The organism is Coprobacter tertius, from assembly GCF_024330105.1.
In the GTDB taxonomy this organism is placed as follows: domain Bacteria; phylum Bacteroidota; class Bacteroidia; order Bacteroidales; family Coprobacteraceae; genus Coprobacter; species Coprobacter tertius.
The window spans coordinates 166,573-185,977 of the sequence record NZ_JANDHW010000005.1; the positions used below are offsets into that span (position 1 = coordinate 166,573).

16 protein-coding genes are annotated in these 19,405 nt (G+C 38.9%); 10 read left to right on the forward strand and 6 right to left on the reverse strand.

The window, feature by feature from the left end; genetic code table 11:
• Positions 1–43 precede the first annotated feature (43 nt).
• Positions 44–1,903 (forward strand): SLC13 family permease, encoded by a 1,860-nt coding sequence (locus tag NMU02_RS06750; protein ID WP_255026805.1) that lies wholly within the window; start codon positions 44–46, stop codon positions 1,901–1,903.
• Positions 1,904–1,989: 86 nt separating this feature from the next.
• On the opposite strand, the gene glmM is transcribed toward NMU02_RS06750, so the two are convergent.
• The 4 genes from glmM to NMU02_RS06770 all read right to left on the reverse strand — a co-directional run bounded on the left by glmM (position 1,990) and on the right by NMU02_RS06770 (position 6,316).
• Positions 1,990–3,381: a phosphoglucosamine mutase gene (gene glmM / locus NMU02_RS06755; RefSeq protein WP_255026806.1), complete on the reverse strand. Its 1,392-nt coding sequence runs from the start codon at positions 3,379–3,381 to the stop codon at positions 1,990–1,992.
• Between the two features lie 22 nt (positions 3,382–3,403).
• Complete coding sequence (locus tag NMU02_RS06760; protein ID WP_255026807.1) at positions 3,404–3,976, reverse strand: DUF4827 family protein; 573 nt, start codon at positions 3,974–3,976, stop codon at positions 3,404–3,406.
• Between the two features lie 83 nt (positions 3,977–4,059).
• The gene (locus tag NMU02_RS06765; RefSeq protein WP_255026810.1) at positions 4,060–5,085 is read right to left on the reverse strand and encodes a DHH family phosphoesterase; all 1,026 of its coding nucleotides are present in this window, start codon (positions 5,083–5,085) and stop codon (positions 4,060–4,062) included.
• Between the two features lie 343 nt (positions 5,086–5,428).
• Entirely contained in the window at positions 5,429–6,316 is an 888-nt protein-coding gene (locus NMU02_RS06770) for a DUF7738 domain-containing protein (protein ID WP_255026811.1), read from the reverse strand.
• Positions 6,317–6,487: 171 nt separating this feature from the next.
• Here NMU02_RS06770 and mazG point away from each other — a divergent pair, with 171 nt between their 5' ends.
• A complete protein-coding gene (mazG, locus tag NMU02_RS06775) occupies positions 6,488–7,276 on the forward strand; it encodes a nucleoside triphosphate pyrophosphohydrolase (RefSeq protein WP_255026812.1) in 789 nt (262 codons plus the stop codon).
• Between the two features lie 76 nt (positions 7,277–7,352).
• Here the strand turns inward: mazG and glgP are convergent, their stop codons facing one another.
• Both glgP and NMU02_RS06785 read right to left on the reverse strand, forming a co-directional pair.
• A complete protein-coding gene (gene glgP, locus NMU02_RS06780) occupies positions 7,353–9,908 on the reverse strand; it encodes an alpha-glucan family phosphorylase (protein ID WP_255026814.1) in 2,556 nt (851 codons plus the stop codon).
• A gap of 41 nt (positions 9,909–9,949) precedes the next feature.
• Positions 9,950–11,590: a glycosyltransferase gene (locus tag NMU02_RS06785; RefSeq protein ID WP_255026815.1), complete on the reverse strand. Its 1,641-nt coding sequence runs from the start codon at positions 11,588–11,590 to the stop codon at positions 9,950–9,952.
• 235 nt (positions 11,591–11,825) lie between these two features.
• On the opposite strand from NMU02_RS06785, the gene NMU02_RS06790 reads away from it, so the two are divergent.
• From NMU02_RS06790 to NMU02_RS06825, 8 genes are all read left to right on the forward strand, one after another.
• A complete protein-coding gene (locus tag NMU02_RS06790) occupies positions 11,826–12,116 on the forward strand; it encodes a hypothetical protein (protein WP_255026816.1) in 291 nt (96 codons plus the stop codon).
• Positions 12,117–12,119: 3 nt separating this feature from the next.
• A complete protein-coding gene (locus tag NMU02_RS06795) occupies positions 12,120–12,662 on the forward strand; it encodes a lysophospholipid acyltransferase family protein (protein ID WP_255026817.1) in 543 nt (180 codons plus the stop codon).
• Between the two features lie 63 nt (positions 12,663–12,725).
• The gene (locus tag NMU02_RS06800) at positions 12,726–13,511 is read left to right on the forward strand and encodes an amidohydrolase (RefSeq protein ID WP_255026818.1); all 786 of its coding nucleotides are present in this window, start codon (positions 12,726–12,728) and stop codon (positions 13,509–13,511) included.
• Between the two features lie 107 nt (positions 13,512–13,618).
• Positions 13,619–14,422: an META domain-containing protein gene (locus tag NMU02_RS06805; RefSeq protein WP_255026820.1), complete on the forward strand. Its 804-nt coding sequence runs from the start codon at positions 13,619–13,621 to the stop codon at positions 14,420–14,422.
• A gap of 171 nt (positions 14,423–14,593) precedes the next feature.
• Positions 14,594–15,553 carry a DUF4925 domain-containing protein gene (locus NMU02_RS06810; protein ID WP_255026821.1) on the forward strand — a complete coding sequence of 320 codons (960 nt, stop codon included), beginning with the start codon at positions 14,594–14,596 and terminating at the stop codon, positions 15,551–15,553.
• 83 nt (positions 15,554–15,636) lie between these two features.
• The gene (locus NMU02_RS06815; RefSeq protein WP_255026823.1) at positions 15,637–16,761 is read left to right on the forward strand and encodes a PCMD domain-containing protein; all 1,125 of its coding nucleotides are present in this window, start codon (positions 15,637–15,639) and stop codon (positions 16,759–16,761) included.
• Positions 16,762–16,764: 3 nt separating this feature from the next.
• Positions 16,765–17,535, forward strand: coding sequence for a porin family protein (locus NMU02_RS06820; RefSeq protein ID WP_255026824.1), 771 nt, complete (start codon positions 16,765–16,767; stop codon positions 17,533–17,535).
• Between the two features lie 206 nt (positions 17,536–17,741).
• Complete coding sequence (locus NMU02_RS06825) at positions 17,742–19,400, forward strand: CotH kinase family protein (RefSeq protein WP_255026828.1); 1,659 nt, start codon at positions 17,742–17,744, stop codon at positions 19,398–19,400.
• Positions 19,401–19,405: the final 5 nt, after the last annotated feature.

The window sequence follows — 19,405 nt, forward strand, 5'->3', positions numbered from 1 at the left end:
ATTGTTATTTTTTAGTTAACAATATATACATAAATATCATATTATGATCACATCATTTATCATACTGGGAGTTTCTACATTTTTCTTCATCAACGGAAAAATACGATCAGACATCGTTGCAATGTGTTCTTTACTCTCTCTGGTACTTTTTAACATACTTACTCCCGAAGAAGCTTTATCGGGATTTTCCAATAATATCGTTATCATGATGGTAGGGCTTTTTGTTGTCGGTGGCGGTATATTTCAAACAGGACTTGCAAAAATGATCGGTAGCCGTATTCTGGAACTCGCCGGTAAAAGCCAGTTAAAACTTTTTATCCTTATCATGCTGGTAACGGCCGGTATAGGTGCATTTGTCAGTAATACAGGTACGGTCGCACTAATGTTGCCGATCGTCGTGAGCATGGCTGTTGCGGCAAACATAGACCCAGGACGCTTTCTTATGCCTTTGGCATTCGCCAGTAGTATGGGGGGAATGATGACACTGATCGGTACTCCACCCAACCTCGTGATTCAGAACGTTCTTGTCAGCGCAGGATACGAGCCGCTTTCGTTCTTCTCCTTTACCCCTGTAGGCCTGATATGTATCGCCATAGGTATTGTTGCACTAATTCCGCTCAGTAAAATATTTTTATCGAAGAAAGAAAACAAGGAAAACGAATCGAAAAAGAAAAACGGAAAAACTCAAAAAGAACTCGTACAGGAATATCAGTTATTACACAACCTGTTCCGCATGCAAGTAACCGGTCAATCTCATTTTAACGGGAAAACTCTCCAAAAACTACAAATACCACAAAAATATGGTATCAGTGTACTCGAAATAAGGAGAAAACCCGCAAATCAGAGATCTTTTTTCAAAACGATAGACCAAACCACTGCCGGTCCCGAAACAGTCATCCAAAAAGAAGACATTTTATATGTTTTAGGCGAATTCGATAAAGTTGAAAAATTCGCAGAAGAAAACCATTTGAAAATGGTTGACTATCATGTCACTGAAAATATCGACGAAATACCGGATAATCTCAACTTCCACCAGATCGGAATATCGGAAATTTTACTGATGCCAAATTCCAAACTGATAAATACTCCGGTAAAAGACAGCGGATTCCGTCAGAAATTCAATGTAAATGTATTAGGAATACAACGAGGAGGAAAATATCTTTTAAATAACGTAAAAGATGAAAAATTGCACAGCGGAGACGCAATTCTGATTCAGGGTACATGGGATAATATCGCCCGAATGAGTACGGACCAATCAGAATGGGTCGTTCTGGGACAACCCCGTGCCGAGGCGGCAAAAGTCACTTTAGACCACAAGGCCCCTTTGGCCGCCGGCATCATGATACTGATGATCGTAGCGATGATGTTCGATATCGTACCGTCTGTTATTGCCGTACTGGTTGCTTCCATATTGATGATACTTACCGGCTGTCTACGAAATGTCGAAGACGCCTACCGCACCATAAACTGGGAAAGTATCGTACTTATCGCGGCCATGCTTCCGATGTCGATGGCACTCGAAAAAACCGGAGCCTCCGCAATGATATCCGAAAAACTAGTATCGAGCCTGGGAGAAATGGGACCTCTCGCCTTACTGGCCGGTATATATTTTACGACCTCTCTCCTGACAATGGTAATCAGCAATACGGCGACTGCCGTTCTTTTAGCTCCTATCGCTCTACAATCGGCCAACGGTATCGGAGTAAGTCCGTATCCTTTTTTATTTGCCGTAACAGTCGCTGCCAGCATGTGTTTCGCATCACCGTTTTCTACACCGCCCAATGCGCTGGTTATGTCTGCCGGGAAATACCGATTTACCGATTATGTAAAAGTGGGTTTACCGCTACAGGTCGTTATGGGAATCATTATGATTCTGGTCTTGCCTTTACTCTTCCCTTTCTGAAATTAAATCTTCAATAAAATATAAAAAGGGGGGTATTTTTTCTCAAATACCTCCCCTTTTAAGGCAATACAAATAAATTAATATTTTTATTTACCGGCCATTTGCTTGATCACTTCCATTACACCGGCAGCAGTTTCTTCGGCAAGCTTGGGAGTAGCAGCTTCAGCGTATACCCGGATGATCGGCTCGGTATTCGATTTACGCAGATGTACCCATTTATCGGGAAAATCTATTTTCACTCCGTCTATATCGGTAACTTCGTAAGCCGAGTATTTTTCTTTTACCGCTTTCAGCAACGCATCTACATCGATATCCGGTGTTAATTCCACTTTCTGCTTTGCAATACTATAAGCGGGATAAGTCGCTCTCAGTTCACTTACTTTTTTCCCTTCTTTAGCCAGATAGGTAAGAAATAATGCGATACCTACCAAGGCATCGCGCCCGTAGTGACTCGCAGGATAAATGACACCGCCGTTTCCTTCGCCTCCTATAACCGCTTCGGTCTCTTTCATTTTAGCCACGACGTTTACCTCTCCTACCGCTGCAGCATTATATTGTTGGCCGTACCCACGGGTGACATCCCGCAAAGCTCGAGAAGAACTCAAATTAGATACGGTATTTCCCGGCGTATTTTTCAAGACATAATCAGCAACAGCAACCAAGGTATACTCTTCTCCGAACATATCTCCGTTTTCACAAACAATCGCCAAACGATCTACATCGGGGTCGACAACAAATCCGATATCCGCTTTTCCCTGCTTCATCACAGAAGCAATCTCGGTCAGATGTTCGGGCAACGGTTCGGGATTATGCGGGAAATGCCCATTCGATTCACAGTATAATTTTTCGATTTTTTTTACTCCCAACGCTTCGAGAAGTGCAGGAATGGCAATACCTCCGACAGAATTTACACAATCTACAGCAACACTGAATCCGGCTTTACGGATAGCGTCGACATCTACCAAATCGAGTGCCAATACAGCATCGATATGTTTCTGCGTATAGTTTAAATCTTGACGCATTTTACCGATATGGTCGATATAGGCAAATGTAAAATCTTCAGCCTCTGCTATACGCAAAACCTCTTTTCCTTCCTCGGCATTCAGGAATTCGCCTTTTTCATTCAACAGTTTCAGAGCGTTCCATTGTTTCGGGTTATGACTGGCGGTGAGTATAATACCGCCACAGGCGTTTTCCATCGTAACCGCCAGCTCGGTAGTAGGCGTCGTTGCCAAGCCTATATTCACGACATCGAAACCCATCCCCATCAACGTACCCGTTACGATATCTCCTACCATTTCTCCTGAAATACGGGCATCCCGGCCTACGACGATTTTATTCGTATTTACAGAAGTTGTTTTTCGGATAAAAGTAGCATACGCGGCTGTAAATTTTACAATATCGAGCGGATTAAGTCCATCTCCTACCCGGCCTCCGATAGTACCCCGTATGCCGGAAATAGATTTTATCAAAGACATAATATTAAGTTATTAGTGTGTATCAATTTTTACCTTCCCGGTATTCGACACTCCATAAAAAAGGAATTACCGATGCCGCTTCTTCACTCGACCCCTGTTTCGAGGGCACGATCACATTCGCTTTCGAATTGCGCCCCAGATAATCGATAGGTTTTTCAATACCCGCCCCTAAAGAAGAAGAGCTGTTGCCATAATCGAAATATTCTCCGGCATAGATAGTTTTATTCCCCGAACGTTGCGTATCAGGATCAGAGGCCCAAGCCAAAAGATTGAGACGATCGAACCACAGATAAACCCGTTCCCCGGTTTGAAAACGGTTCTCCATATCTCCTTTGCTTACCACCTGCATATATACCCCGTCTTCAAGCCTGTAAAAGGGGGCGCTGTTACTATTCCAATCGCCATTGGTAGTTTCCAGATCATCCAAATTGGCCGGGATATCCGCAACCCGATATCCATTCGAATCTAAATATTTATTGATCGCATTCTTTTCATCTTTCAGCTTTTCAGCATACGTCTTATCCTTCCCGCAAGAAGAAAATGCCAATACAGCCATACCCAAAAGAAAGACATTATAGAAGAATTTTATTTTCATAAATTTAAACATAAAGATTATTCGTCAAATGTAATCATTTGGCGGCTTTCAGTACAAGTTTGATACTGAAAAAATTATTAATATCACAAATATTGATTATAAAGAGGTAATATTTTTACAAAACGCTCCTTTATTTCTTCCATCGTCCCGTAAAATTCTCCTCCGGCAGCATTCAAATGACCGCCTCCGTTAAAGTGTTCGGAAGCGACCTTATTAGCCGGGAAACTCCCCCGGGAACGCAACGATACTTTTATAAAATCTTTTTCTTCCCTGAAAAAAGCTGAGAAAACGATATTTTCTATTCCTAAAGGCACATTTACCAACCCCTCGCTATCGCCTTTACGGTAATGATAACGATTGAGCTCTTCGCGGGTAAGGGTGATCATCGCAGCTTTATGTTTCGGGAAAACCTCTAGTTTTTCACTCACAGCATACCCGTTTAACCGTATCTTATCTACGGTATTGGTATTAAATACTTTGGTGTAAATTTCGTCTTTATCGATTCCCTTTTTTATCAGTTCTTCGATAATAAAATACATATCGGATTTATTAGAGTTGTAAGTAAAATTGCCGGTATCGGTCATCATACCGGTATAAATGGCAGTCGCAGAATCGGTCTCGAACAGATCGAACATACCCATACGGCAAATAAGACGAAAAACCAACTCGCTCGTAGAAGATATTTCAGGGTGAGAAATAGTGACATCGCAAAAGCCTTCCGGGTCGAGATGATGATCGACCATCACCTTACGGGCTTTGGAAGAAGCTATCGCCACCTCCATTTTTTCGCCCAAGCGTTTCAGGGCATTAAAATCGAGACAGAAAATTAGATCGGCCTTTTCGATAAGTTCCCCTGCGAATTCGGGATATTTGCTATAATTCAATATCTCCTTCGTACCTTTGAGAAAAAGCAAATTATCGGGCATTGCATCGGGAATAACCACCGTAGTCATTTTATCCAAGGCATTTAAGAAGTGATACATTCCCAACGACGAACCGATCGCATCTCCATCAGGCGCTATATGACAAACGATTACGATATTTTTGGCCTTATCTATTAATTTCGCTACCTGAGCTACTTTATTCTCAGATATTATTTTAGACATCATAAGCTATATTTTTGAGTACAAAAATTTATATACGATAAGTCGTTAAGTTTGACGACAAATCCTAAAATCATGTCGTAAAATCCTAAAAATTAATAATATACAAAATTTTCAGGATTTCTATCGTCACATCACTTCTCATTAACCTATACTGTGCAAAAGTAGATTAAAAAACGGAGATATCAAAAGCAATCTATCTTAATTAAAAGGATAAATTTTTCTTCCTTTCACACAATGTAATCTCTTTATCGCCACCACCCGATCTTTTCAGGTGATAACGCCTAAATCACAGAACTATTTATCAAATATTATTTTCGGATACAAAAATCGTGCATTGTACACAGTTTTAATGTAAATGAATCTTCGGAACGTTTGGATTAGAAAATACACCGTACTGCATTCCGAAAGAGTGTAAACGGTCGGTTTCAGAATCTACCTTCATTACATAAGAAAAAAAGGGTCTTTCTTCCCCTTCCACTCCAGTGAACTTTGAATAATCGTATAAATAGAGATCGTGAAAAACTAAATTATAACGATAAAATCCTTGGAGAGGATGGTAGTAATATAAAAATTGCTCATAATTTCTCGACCACATTGCCCTTGCCCACTCAAGTAATTGCTTTTTTACCTGAGGATCGTTACAGTAAGCCTGAAGGTCTGACGTATTATCGAGCGGATATCCGTTCAGTAAAATCTTACTTTTAAAAAATTTTGCCGGAATTTCATCGGAATCATCCCTTTCATGCGGTTTCTTATTTATTATATAATCCCAATGCAAATCGAAATTAATTACTTGATTTTCGGGAGATACCAAAGCACAAAAGCCTATTTCGTCCCAGAAATAATGATCGTAGCCTTTATTTCCCCCTTCTCCGTTCACGACCCGATCGTAAGGCCCGAATACATCCTGAAAAGAAGTAAGAGGAAGATGTATCGAGAATTCACGTCCGTTATAGGTCGCTTGTTTGTCGGAAAAAACAAACAGATGAGCCGTGTCGACCCCCATGGCCGTGAGTTCCTCTTTTGTGTAGCCGGAATTCATATATCCGTTTTCGGGAATGGTTGTTGATTTTGTTTCGCTGCACCCATAAGTATAAAATCCCAGAAAAAAGAGAAAAATCAACCTCCCTATATACTTCGTTTTTCCCTGCGCAAAGATATAATTACAACTTTGTCGTAAAAAAACAAGAAAAGAATGAAAAATGAAATGCAGAGCCAAATATCGATTTTTCATGTATCGGAATAATTAATTTATGATAATTTTAACCCAGCAAATATACTAATATAAAACGATATTTTAAAATCTACTTTAAACGATATACTTTACCCACTAAAAAGAATTCATGAACAGAACCTTGCGTAGATAAATATCTATCTTTGCATAAACAAATCTTGACTAAAAAAAATGGTACATAGTAAAAAAGAAAAAATGGAGGCATTCGGGCGTTTCCTCGACATCCTCGACGAATTGCGGGAAAAATGTCCGTGGGATAGAAAACAAACTAACGAAAGTTTACGGACCAATACGATTGAAGAAACATTCGAATTATGCGACGCCATCATAAGAAATAACGACAACGATATAAAAAAGGAACTGGGAGACGTATTGTTACATATCGCATTTTATGCTAAAATAGGAGAAGAAAAAGGCTCGTTCGATATAGCTGATGTATGCAATACTCTTTGTGAAAAACTTATTTTCAGACACCCGCATGTATTCGGAAACGACTCGGTTTCGGAGTCGAAACAGGTAGAACAAAATTGGGAAAAGCTGAAGTTACAGGAAAAAGGAGGTAACAAGACTGTACTCGAAGGCGTACCCGCTGCTTTACCGGCACTCGTAAAAGCACATCGTATACAGGATAAAGCCCGGAATGTAGGATTTGACTGGGAAAAACGCGAACAAGTATGGGATAAGGTATATGAAGAATTCGGAGAACTAAAGGCCGAGATCAACAAGCTGGATCAGGATAAAATGGAAAGCGAATTCGGAGATTTAATGTTCAGTCTCATCAATGCAGCCCGACTTTACAAAATAAACCCTGAAAATGCGCTCGAACGAACTAATCAAAAATTTATCAGACGATTCAACTACTTAGAAGAACACACTCTCAAAGCCGGAAAAGATCTTAAAAACATGTCTTTAGCCGAAATGGACAAAATATGGGATGAAGCAAAAGAAAAAGGATTATAAATATATATGTTCATCATAACAACGGGGCGGTCTTATAATAAGACCGCCCCGTTGTTATGATATAATAAGCATTTTATTAGAACCAACGTACATAAGCGAAATCCTGACGATGAGGCAGATCGGGATTTTTCGGGAACATTCTGAAAGAATATTTATAAACCCCGGAATTCTTCAACGAATAATCGAGATGGAATACGGTTTTAGAACCCTCCGTCTTCACAACTTGCAACTCCTGTACGATATAAGGCTTCATCTGCCCGTCTACAACAGGGGTAACGACCAATTCCACACCGATACAATTTCCGAGATCTTTACGGTCGATCGTCACTTCTACCGGATATACTTCCCCTACATGAGGATTATACAAGAGGTTTTCGGGTAGAGCTACCGAAGTAATCTCAATCTTATCCCATTTAGAAGCCACCTCTTGTTTCCAAGCGGCGATTTCCTTTGCCTTTGCATAGTTATCAGCAACCAGCAGTTTCGACCGTTTGGCTTCTTTGTTATAAAAACGATCGATATAATCATCGAGCATACGCTTCATTGTAAAGTCGGGAGCTATTTGAGCAATCGAGTTCTTAATATACTGTATCCATTCAGGAGAATATCCCTTGCTGTTTTTTGCAAAATACAAAGGAACGATTTTATTTTCGAGCATCGAATAAATAGTCGCCGCATCTAACTGGTCCTGGTGGCTCTGATCCTGGAAAGTACGTTTATCGGTAAGCGCCCAGCCGGCCCCTTCTTTGTATCCCTCGTACCACCATCCGTCGAGTACCGAGAAATTCAAGACACCATTCATCTCGGCCTTTTCACCGGAAGTACCCGAAGCTTCGAGAGGCCTTGTAGGCGTATTCAACCAGATATCTACTCCCGAAATCAGTCGTTTTGCAACCTTCATATCGTAATTTTCGAGGAAAATGATTTTTCCGAGAAATTCGGGACGTCTTGAAATCTCTACGATTTGCTTAATCAACCCCTGCCCGGCTCCGTCGGCAGGATGCGCTTTTCCGGAGAAAAGAAACTGTACGGGATAAAGTTGGTTATTCACAATCTTAGAAAGCCGGTCGAGATCGGTAAATAAAAGATGAGCCCGTTTATAGGTGGCAAAACGACGCGCAAATCCGATCAGAAGAGCATTCGGGTTGATACGTTCCAAAACCGAAACGATACGAGAAGGATCTCCTTGATTTTTTAACCAGTTTTCGCGGAATTCATCTTTTACGAAATTCACCAGTTTATTTTTCATGGTCTGACGCAGATTCCAGATTTCCTCATCATCGACATCATAAATTTTCTCCCATATTTTTTTGTCAGCCTGGTTTTGCATGACTTCCTTACCGAACTTCTTAATATAGAAATCTTTCCATTCGGTAGCAGCCCAGGTAGGCATATGTACCCCATTCGTTACGTAACTCACATGCAATTCATCTGCCGAATATCCTTTCCAGATCGGTTGGAACATTTGCTGTGAAACTTTGCCGTGCAGCCAACTAACCCCATTTACTTCCTGACAAGTATTGCAAGCGAAAACGCTCATCGAGAATTTTTCGTTCGTTCCGGGGTTTTCACGCCCCAAATCCATAAGATCCTGCCATGAAATACCCAATTTTTGCGGGAATTCTCCCATATATTTGCCAAACAAAGATTCGTCGAAACTGTCGTGTCCTGCAGGTACAGGAGTATGTACCGTATAAAGAGAAGAAGCACGAACGACTTCGAGAGCCTGTTCGAAAGTCAATTTTTCGTTCTGGACATAATCAACAAGACGCTGTACATTAATCAATGCGGCATGTCCTTCGTTACAATGATAAATATCTTTCTTAATTCCCAAACGATTCAGCATCATAATACCACCGATTCCCAGCATATATTCCTGTTTCATGCGATTTTCCCAATCGCCGCCATACAATTGATACGTGATAGGGCGGTCGAATTCGCTGTTCTGATCGAGATCGGTATCGAGTAAATACAAAAATATACGTCCTACATTTACTTTCCAGATATTGGCATAAATAATGCGACCGGGATAAGGAACTTCAAGAACCATAGGATGACCATTTTCATCCATAACCTGCTCTACCGGAAGCTGATTGAAGTTTTGAGGCTCATAATTCGCAAGTTGCTGCCCGTCCATCGATAAGGTTTGAGTAAAATAACCATAACGGTAAAGAAAACCCACACCGGTCATATCTACATTACAATCGCTGGCCTCTTTAAGATAATCTCCAGCCAATACACCCAACCCTCCTGAGTAAATCTTCAGTACATTCGCCAAGCCGTACTCCATACTGAAATATGCCACAGAAGGCACATCGGTACGCTTAGGAACATTCATATATTGTTTAAAATCATCATACACATCTTCGATCTTACGCATCATGGCTTTATCGGCTGCAATCTCTTCAAGACGTTCATAATTTACCAATTGAAGTACTGCAACAGGATTACCATTGGTAGATTTCCACAATTCAGGAGAAATGGAACGGAACAAATCGATCGCCTCGCTATGCCAAACCCAACTGATATTGCGGGCCATTATCTCGAGGCTCTTTAATTGTGCCGGAACCTGTGATTTTACTGTAATATCGCGCCAACAAGGAACGTTAGTATTACTTACCTGTACTTTCATATTATTTACTTTTAATGATAGTTCTTAATTTTATTTTTTATTCAAATTTTATTCAAAGCCATATCATAGGCTTCCAGATAATATTTTATAAAATGCGCCCAATGAGCTTTACGTGCCATTGCTAAAGCAGATTTAGCGATTTTTTGTTTCTCTTTTTCTGAAACTTCCGATAAGGATTTAACCGTAGATGCGAGGTTATCGGCTACTTCACCGAAATTAGAGTCGGTACGACGCAAAACAACGACTCCCGTATTTTCAATTCCTTTTTTCCCAGCAGAACAGGCCCATTGTCCAAAACCCGAAAGATCGGTCGTAATAGTAGGAATACCGAAGGCAATGCTTTCGAGCGGAGTATATCCCCAAGGTTCGTAATAAGACGGAAAAGCCGTCGCGTCGAAACCGATCAGGGTTTCATAATACGGTTTATTCACGACACCGTCATCACCCGTCAAATAAGACGGGATGAAAATAACCTTCACTTTATCACCGGGATTATTTTTAAAACCGGCGGCATGTAACTGATTCATAACACGATCTTCGTAATAGTTGTTCAATACATGCGTTATAAGCGGATTAGGTAAAGAAGTATTATAATTCTTTTTACTATTCAACCTTTCCGCAACATCCTGGCGGGGCTCTTTTACCCACGCAGGAACTAATATGAAAGCGATAAGTTCTTTTGTACTATCTCCACTATCCTTTAACCGGCGTAATGAGTCGATAAATAAATCGATACCTTTATTCTTATATTCATACCGTCCCGATGTCGCGATAAGAAATGCATCGTCGGAAGGTTTATAACCGATCAGAACTGAGGCAATTTTCAATAATCTCTCACGTGCCTCTCTACGCCCGTCTTGATAAGCTACGCCTTTAGGGACGAAATTATCTTCAAAACCGTTAGGCGTAACAATATCGGGATTCTTTGAAAGTAACTGTGCACATTCCCGAGCGGTAATGTCGCTAACCGTCGTAAAACAATCGGCATGACGTGCCGCCTGTTTCTCGAGAGAATGCTTTGCAACCATATTTAGTTCCCGTGCCATCTGATCTCCATTATAACCGGCCAAATAATCATATAAAGGTTTGTTATTGCCGGCAATAGATCTTCCGATAGAGGTAGCATGAGTTGTAAAAAGGGTTGCAATCTGAGGTAAGCGGTGTTTCACATATAACAATCCCATCCCCGTCGTCCATTCATCGAAATGAGCTACGATATTCAATTTTTCTCCGCCGAGATACTTATATAAACTTTCGATAACCAACGCAGCAGCATAGGAAAAAATACAAGATTCATCATAATCTCCATATGCATATAACGAATCTACATCATACCAATTCCACATTTTGGTAAATAATTCGTTGCGTACAGCATACATTTCATTAAAATCGACTAATACGACGATAGGCTTACCGGGAATATTCCAGCGTCCTACCCTGACTTTGAGATTTTCGGCTGTGGCTCGAGATCTCCATTCTTTAAGTAAAGTTCCCGATTCGGTAAAAAAAGGCGATTCGGTATCTTTCCAGATATCGGGACCAATAAATATATTGCGGTCTTTATTTAGTTTCTGTAATGTTTTCGCTTTTGTAGATAATACGGTATATATACCCCCCACCAGATTACAAACTTCCCAACTGGTTTCAAATATATAGTCCGGAATTTGCTGTTTATTTTCCATATATAACAATATCGCGATTAAATTAATCGGCAAATTTATAATATTTTTTCGATGTTGACACTACATAATCAACATTTTAAAAAATATTGGAGAATGATTCCCTACTTGTAATTTTATCATTCGTAAATCACAAAAAAACATAAGAAACTCATTATTTTCTAATTTATTTACCAAACATGACTATATCATAAAAAAACAGTATATTTGTAGAAATAACCATTAAATAATCGAACTCATGGCTAATAAAAGAAGTTTAAAAAAAGAAATCAATTTCATAACGGAAGAACTTATTTCCGAATGCCTCTATAACCAAATATTCACCAAAGGAGCCAATACAGAGGAAAACAATAAAATCCTGGAAGAAATTATCGATATACAGGAAGATTTTCTGCGACGCATTAATATTACCGACGGAAAATATAACCCTAAGATCGTAAAAAAATATTACCGTGCCCTTATTGCCGATTTCGATAAAAAAATAGATGCAATAATCGATAAACTGGCTATAACCGGGAAACAATCCTAAAATATGAAAAAAAAATTTGCACGTTTCCTTCTGAATCTCTTCGGATGGAAAACGGTTGTAAATGTACCGGATCTGGATAAATGTGTGATCTGCGTAGCTCCTCATACAAGTAACTGGGATTTTATTCTGGGTAAACTCGCATATATTTCTATTGGCAGACAAGCCGGTTTTATGATAAAAAAAGAGTGGTTCTTTTTCCCCCTCAACCTAATTTTCAGATCGATGGGAGGAATCCCTGTTTATAGAAAGAAAAAAACAGATCTTACAGATCAGGTCGTAGATCAATTCAATAAACGGGATAAATTTTGCATCGCCATTACACCCGAAGCGACCCGCAAGAGAAATGACAACTGGAAAAAAGGGTTTTATTATATCGCGCTAAAGGCAAACGTCCCTATTATACTGGCCTATATAGACTATAAGAGAAAAGAAATAGGACTGAAAAAAGTTTTTTACCCGACCGGGAACATCGAGCCGGATATGAAAATCATTAAAAATGCTTATGATGGAGTAACAGCATTACATCCTGAAAATTTTGCAAAATAAATTCCCCTGGATAGGTTCTGTACTCAGGATTTTTACCTTTGTATAATATAGATACTACCTCATATGAAAGATATTTTACGAGTTTCTTTGGTACAATGCGATATTGCATGGGAAAATATCGACAAAAATCTTCTCGAAAAAGAAAAGGTTATAAAAGAATTAGCCGGTAAAACCGATTTTGTCATATTCCCCGAAATGTTTACTACCGGATTTACAATGAACAGCCATTCTTTATACGAGAACAACGACGGAAAAACAATTACTCGCATAAAAAAATGGGCTAATGAATATCAGGTAGCCTTATCGGGGAGTTTTATAGCCGAAGAAAATAACCGGTACTATAATCGGGCCTTTTTTGCTAAACCCGACGGAGAAGTCTTTTTTTATGATAAACGTCATCTTTTCAGGATGGGAAATGAAAATAAATTTTTCACTTCGGGCGAAACTCCCGCCACCATCCATTACAACGGGTGGAATATTTCACTGGCAATTTGTTATGATTTACGATTCCCCGTTTGGTTGCGTAACCAAAATAATAATTATGATTTATTGGTCGTTGTTGCAAACTGGCCCGACTCGAGAATATCGGCATGGAAAACCCTGCTTTCAGCTCGCGCCATTGAAAACGGAGCGTACGTATGTGGCGTAAATCGGATAGGTGACGATGCGACCACCCTACATTATCCGGGAGAATCGATGATTTGTAATATGAAAGGAGAATCGTTAGCTTTTGGAGAGTGCGATCGGGAATGTATCGTAAGTGCAGAACTTTCTTTACAAAAACTTCAAAATTTCAGAAACAAATTTCCGATGTGGAAAGACAGCGACTCATTTAAAATCTTATCTTAAAAATTCAAATATAACAAGGGTATTAATGAACAAATTCGGTTAAATCAGCCTATTTAATAATTTATTTTATTATTTTTGTCCGTTCATTTAAATGATAAAAAAGGAAAATGAAAAAAACAATTTATTTTATTAGTGCTATTTGTGTAGGAAGCATTCTGCTTTCAGCATGTCATACACAAAAAAAAGCGGCATCAGCCACCGAAGATTTTTCTACCGAAATACTTAACGGTGAATGGGAAATTAAAAGTGTAGATAATAAACCAGTAACTGGCGGAGAACCTGCTGTACTTTCATTAAATTTAAATGAGAAAAAAATCAGCGGAAATAACAGTTGCAATATTATTAACGGAAGCATTATTCTAAACGAATCGAAACCAAATGAAATAAGTTTCGGGCGCATGATGTCTACAATGCGATTTTGTGCTGATGCTCAATCGGAAACAGCCATAATGAAAGCTTTGAATGAAACAAAATCATTTACGGTTTTAAATCAGGAAGAAAAAAATACTCAGATCGCATTTTGTAATGCAAAAAATAAAAAAATGATGGTATTACAAAAGAAAGACATGCCCATACTTAATGGAGAATGGAGTGTTGTCTCCTTAAATGGCGCTGCAGTCACCGGAGAACATACGCCTATAATGTCGATCGATCTCAACAATTTGAAATTAACCGGCTATGCAGGATGCAACCGTATGAACGGCGAAATTGTCATAAATACCGGAACAGCTAACTCTATTTCGTTTACAAGGCCTGCCACTACCCGCATGGCTTGCCCCGACAGTAACATCGAAAATATATTTCTTTCTACACTGATGGAAATAACCCAATACAAAGTATTGTCTTCTGGCAACGTAGCTTTATGTGATAAAGATGGCAATCAATTGATTATTATGAGTAAAAACAAATAAAAATCAAATAGGGACTTAAATCCATTCATTATTTTCTTACAATAATTATACAGATAGAATATGCAGATATTAAAAGATCATAAATATTGGAAAATCTCCGATCTTTATATCCTTTAATGCCGTTAATACCTTTTAAAACAAATAAGCATGTACAACAAAAACTCTATTTTTATGAAAAGGCTATTTTTTTATACTTTGATTTTATTTTCTTTTTTCCTGCTACCCTCTTGTAGCGACGATAAAAAAGATAATCCCACTCCAGATGAAACTACATTTAAAAATAATGATTTAGCCCTTACAGTAAGTAATTTTTCTCTTACTGGCAGAGAAGCTACATTAAAAGATAATGTGCTGACTTTTACGGAAGCCATGCCGGGTGAAACTCAAACAATATTTAATATTACTAAAAACGGAAATACGATAACGGGAGAAAATGCAAATTCGAACCGTACTTTGACTTTAACCGGAACGATCGAAGGATCGAAGTTAACAGCAAATATCGCTGTCGAAATGAAAACCTCTTTGGCTGGTAAATGGAAATTCGTTAATAACGGAACCACTTACCCTGTAAGCACAACTTTAGTAACCCCAAAAGATAAAATTATTTTCGGAGATGGAGAAATTACTCCGGCCGAATTTGAAGCTTTCATGGATCAAACTCTTGGTGCAACAATCTTACCGCAATATCTTGACGGTTTGACATTCGAGACAAACGGAAACCTCATCGCATCCTATACTGCGACTCCTGGAAGTGATTTTACAGACTCTCCTACCGGATCGGTATTATACAATGTAGTAAACAATCAGGTATTTTTAGCTGCAAATATTGCTGCAATGCTCCCAAAATCGGGAAGCAAAGCCGATAACAGCGGCGGTGGATTACTCGATATTTTACAAATGGTGGAAAAAGGATTACCTTTATATTTGAAATCCAATACAGACGGAACGGTTCAGATATATGTAGATCGTACTATGATGTTGCCATTCGCAAGTTTACTTACCGATTTAGCTCCCATGATTCCCGATGATGGTATAGGTGCAATGGTAAAACCATTACTTCCGCAAATAAGTACGATAATAGAAGAAAGTACCGAATTTACACTTGGTTTTAATTTACAACCGGCTGAATAAACTTAAACGTTAAATAAAATATTTACGGCTCCGTCTACCCAAAATAAATCGTGGATCGGAGCCGTAATACAATTTTAAACAAAATGAAACACTACATTAAGAATACAGCGATAGGGCTTTGTGCCGTCCTTTTTTCGGGATGTATAAGTGATGATCCGATGAATCCTGAAGCGGATATACTTTCATTCGATGTAAAAGAAGACGTAGGACAAATCATTCCTGATCTATCAGCTGTTCCAACTCAAATACTCGTGTACTATTCAAAAGGAGATATCACACATCTTACTCCGATAATGACTTTTACTAAAGGGGCAAGCGTATATCCCGATCCTACAGAACCGCAAGATTTCAGTCGTTCGGTAATATACACCGTCACCTCTCATAACGGTAAAAATACGAGAGTTCATAAAATTACTTTTACCAAAGTATCGTTGAGCGGATACGGATTTGATAATTGGGTGAGCGATTCCCGCAAGCATTTCGTAACTCCCATCGAATATGACGGAGAAAATGAAATTCCATTTTGGGATACGAGCAACCGTGGCGCCGCTATTTATGCGACTCATCAAAACTCTGACGAATATCCCGTACATTACACGACCCAACCCGGTGAAGTGATTAAAGGTGGAAAAGCGGCTGTTTTGGAAACTCAACAAGGCCCGGGTAATATTCTCGGTCAGCAATTTATACCGATTGTCGCAGGTTCTCTTTTTTCAGGAACTTTCGATCCTAAAGACGCGATGAAAGACCCTTTATTATGCACAAAATTCGGACAACCTTATACCGAAATTCCTCAACGCATGGTCGGTTATTATAAATATAAAGCCGGTGAAAACGGTTATACCGAACCTAACGGGAACATAAATCTCAACCGTAAAGATAAATGCGCCATATATGCGGTATTTTACAAAACCGATGAGAATCTTATGACACTCGACGGAACCAACATTCTAAATCATCAGAATATCGTATCTATCGCGATGATGCCTGATGATATGTTATACCAGTCGAAAGGAGACGGTATGGTATCTTTCGATATTCCGTTTGAATATCAAAACGGATATACTTCTGAAAAAATAGATTTCGAAACAAATAAATATAAACTGGCAGTGGTATTTTCATCGAGTTTCTATGGCGACCACTACGAAGGTTCTGTCGGCAGCCGCCTTGTTGTAGATGAAGTAAATATAATTAATGAAAACCGATAAAGTATGAACAATATATCAAAAAAAGTATTCATATCCATTTTGCTTATTACGTTAGGATATCAGATCACATACAGTCAGTCATTACTAAAAAAAGAACTTAAACACTGGGATTCTTATTTATATGTCGGTTATACGATAGGGGGAACCTCTCCTATTCCTCTGCCCCAAGAAATAAGAAAAATAAACTCTTATCGTCCCGGAACCAATCTTGTCGCCGGAATAGATTTTACCCGTTGGCTAAACATAAACTGGGGGATCACAACCGGACTATCGATAGGATCAAAAGGTATGACGATCAATGCCGATGTAAAGTATATGAATACCTATTTAATCGTGGGAGAAGGAGATAATACAGGAACTTTCAGCGGAACTTTCAGCGGAAAAAATAAAACTAAAGTAAATAACGGATACTTGAGAATTCCTCTTCTGGCTACTTGGCAGCCGATAGAGAAATGGATTTTTTATGGAGGCCCCTATGTCTCTTTCTTACTCGATCCGGAATTTAAAGGAAGCGCTTCAAACGGATACATCCGCAACGGCGGACCTACCGGCGAAAAAATTAATGTAGAACACGCAACTTTTGATTTCTCGGATAATCTACGAGCAATCGATTCGGGTGTAACTATAGGTGCAAGATGGAATTATAACCGTCATATTTCTGCCGTAGGTTATTTCGATTGGGGACTGGTTCCAGTATTTCCTTCTAACTTTAATGGAATCCCCTATAAAATGTATAATTTATATTTTACCCTCGGAATCGCCTATAAATTATAATTCGATTTCGGATATTATTTAATATTTATCCTATATAAAAAAATATTCTATATAATTTTATATATTTGTATCTATTATTAAAGTGCTCTATATACCGATTTATTCTGATTTTAGCAGTTATCCGATCTAATATTTTAATTCTGAAAGGTTCCTCCTAATATCATAATTTAAGTTCATCACATATCAAAAATTATAAAATACCACTCATGAAACACTTATTACTCACACTTTCTTTGTGTATCCCTTTACTGGTAAATGCACAAGAATCGGGGAACTATAAACCCGACAAAGACAAGAACGTAAAACTAACTCAAACCAACCTTCCTATTGTATTTATTAATACTCAAAAAGACGGTAACACTCAGATGATCATGAAAGAAGACCGTATTAATGTACGTATGAAGATTATTTATAACGGAGAAGGTAAACTCAACTATGGAGATACAATAGCTCATCCCGATCAAAAAGTCGATTACGACGGATATATAGGAATAAAATACCGGGGAAATTCTTCATTCAATATGGCTGCGAAAAAACCTTATGCCATACGCCCCCAAGATGCTAACGGGAAAAAGCAAAAAGTATCTATTCTGGGTATGGGAAAAGATAACGACTGGGCTCTCCTTGCCATGTATGCCGATAAAACATTAATCCGTGATATGTTAGCATTTACATTGGCTCGCCCTTATTTCGATTACGTTCCCAACGGTAAATTTTGCGAACTCATTCTCGACGGAATCTATTACGGTGTATTTACATTCTCAGAAAGAGTTAGAGAAGGGGAAAAACGAATAAATATCGGAGATCCCGGCGATTCAGGAGATGCTTTAACCGGGGGATATCACCTCGAGATAGACCGTCCTGACGAAGCTGTTTACCAGTCGAAATATCATCCGAAAGCAAATGGTAAAGAAATTACGAACAAATACATTTCATTCCAGTATAAATCTCCGGAAATCGATGATTTGACCGAAGCTCAAAAAAATTATATTCATGGACACATCGATGCATTCGAGAAAGCTTTGGCTTCGGACAATTTTAAAGACCCGGAAACGGGATACCGTAAATATATCGATGTCACTTCATTTATCGATTACATGCTTTCGACAGAGTTCTCTCATAATAACGACGGATATCGCCTAAGTACGAATTTGTATAAAAAACGCGACAGCGTAGATCCTCTCTTCAAAATGTCTCTTTGGGATATGAATCTCGGTTTCGGAAATGCAAACTATTATGGTGCCGAACGTTATGATACATGGATGTACGAATTTAATGAAACCAATAGCAATAACGACGATCAATTAGTACCCTTCTGGTGGGAAAAACTTATGAGAGACCCCGCCTATGTGAAAGAATTGAAAACCCGTTGGACGAAATACCGAAACGAAGTATATTCTGACGAGGGCATTGCCCATACCATCGATTCTCTTACTAATGTACTGAATCAAGAAGGTGCTGCCGACCGTAATTTCCAAGCATGGAATCTTTTAGGAAATCAGGTATGGCCCAACTATTTCGTAGGACAAACCTATGAAGAAGAAATAAACTACCTGAATGAATGGATCGACAATCGCGTGCAATTTATGGATAATGCCTGGTATGACGAGTCGCTCACTTCTATAGAGACTGAAAAGATCGATAATACGAAATATCCTGTGACAACAGAAAGCGGAGCAATTGTTGTTGGGAATTTGCCTAAAGGATCATCGATAAATCTTTATACAACATTGGGTTGTTTGGTTAGTATTACATCCGATTGTTCCGATCTTGTACGTATTCCCATAGAAAATAATGGAACATATATTCTAAAAATCTCTACCCCGCAGACTTCATATTCTACAAAAGTTCTGTATAAGAAATAAAATAT

What these genes read in the sequence shown, in the direction of transcription:
- NMU02_RS06750 (WP_255026805.1), top strand. Translation starts at nt 44, where the DNA reads ATGATCACATCATTTATCATACTGGGAGTTTCTACATTTTTCTTCATC.
- glmM (WP_255026806.1), bottom strand. Translation starts at nt 3,381, where the DNA reads ATGTCTTTGATAAAATCTATTTCCGGCATACGGGGTACTATCGGAGGC.
- NMU02_RS06760 (WP_255026807.1), bottom strand. Translation starts at nt 3,976, where the DNA reads ATGAAAATAAAATTCTTCTATAATGTCTTTCTTTTGGGTATGGCTGTA.
- NMU02_RS06765 (WP_255026810.1), bottom strand. Translation starts at nt 5,085, where the DNA reads ATGATGTCTAAAATAATATCTGAGAATAAAGTAGCTCAGGTAGCGAAA.
- NMU02_RS06770 (WP_255026811.1), bottom strand. Translation starts at nt 6,316, where the DNA reads ATGAAAAATCGATATTTGGCTCTGCATTTCATTTTTCATTCTTTTCTT.
- mazG (WP_255026812.1), top strand. Translation starts at nt 6,488, where the DNA reads ATGGTACATAGTAAAAAAGAAAAAATGGAGGCATTCGGGCGTTTCCTC.
- glgP (WP_255026814.1), bottom strand. Translation starts at nt 9,908, where the DNA reads ATGAAAGTACAGGTAAGTAATACTAACGTTCCTTGTTGGCGCGATATT.
- NMU02_RS06785 (WP_255026815.1), bottom strand. Translation starts at nt 11,590, where the DNA reads ATGGAAAATAAACAGCAAATTCCGGACTATATATTTGAAACCAGTTGG.
- NMU02_RS06790 (WP_255026816.1), top strand. Translation starts at nt 11,826, where the DNA reads ATGGCTAATAAAAGAAGTTTAAAAAAAGAAATCAATTTCATAACGGAA.
- NMU02_RS06795 (WP_255026817.1), top strand. Translation starts at nt 12,120, where the DNA reads ATGAAAAAAAAATTTGCACGTTTCCTTCTGAATCTCTTCGGATGGAAA.
- NMU02_RS06800 (WP_255026818.1), top strand. Translation starts at nt 12,726, where the DNA reads ATGAAAGATATTTTACGAGTTTCTTTGGTACAATGCGATATTGCATGG.
- NMU02_RS06805 (WP_255026820.1), top strand. Translation starts at nt 13,619, where the DNA reads ATGAAAAAAACAATTTATTTTATTAGTGCTATTTGTGTAGGAAGCATT.
- NMU02_RS06810 (WP_255026821.1), top strand. Translation starts at nt 14,594, where the DNA reads ATGAAAAGGCTATTTTTTTATACTTTGATTTTATTTTCTTTTTTCCTG.
- NMU02_RS06815 (WP_255026823.1), top strand. Translation starts at nt 15,637, where the DNA reads ATGAAACACTACATTAAGAATACAGCGATAGGGCTTTGTGCCGTCCTT.
- NMU02_RS06820 (WP_255026824.1), top strand. Translation starts at nt 16,765, where the DNA reads ATGAACAATATATCAAAAAAAGTATTCATATCCATTTTGCTTATTACG.
- NMU02_RS06825 (WP_255026828.1), top strand. Translation starts at nt 17,742, where the DNA reads ATGAAACACTTATTACTCACACTTTCTTTGTGTATCCCTTTACTGGTA.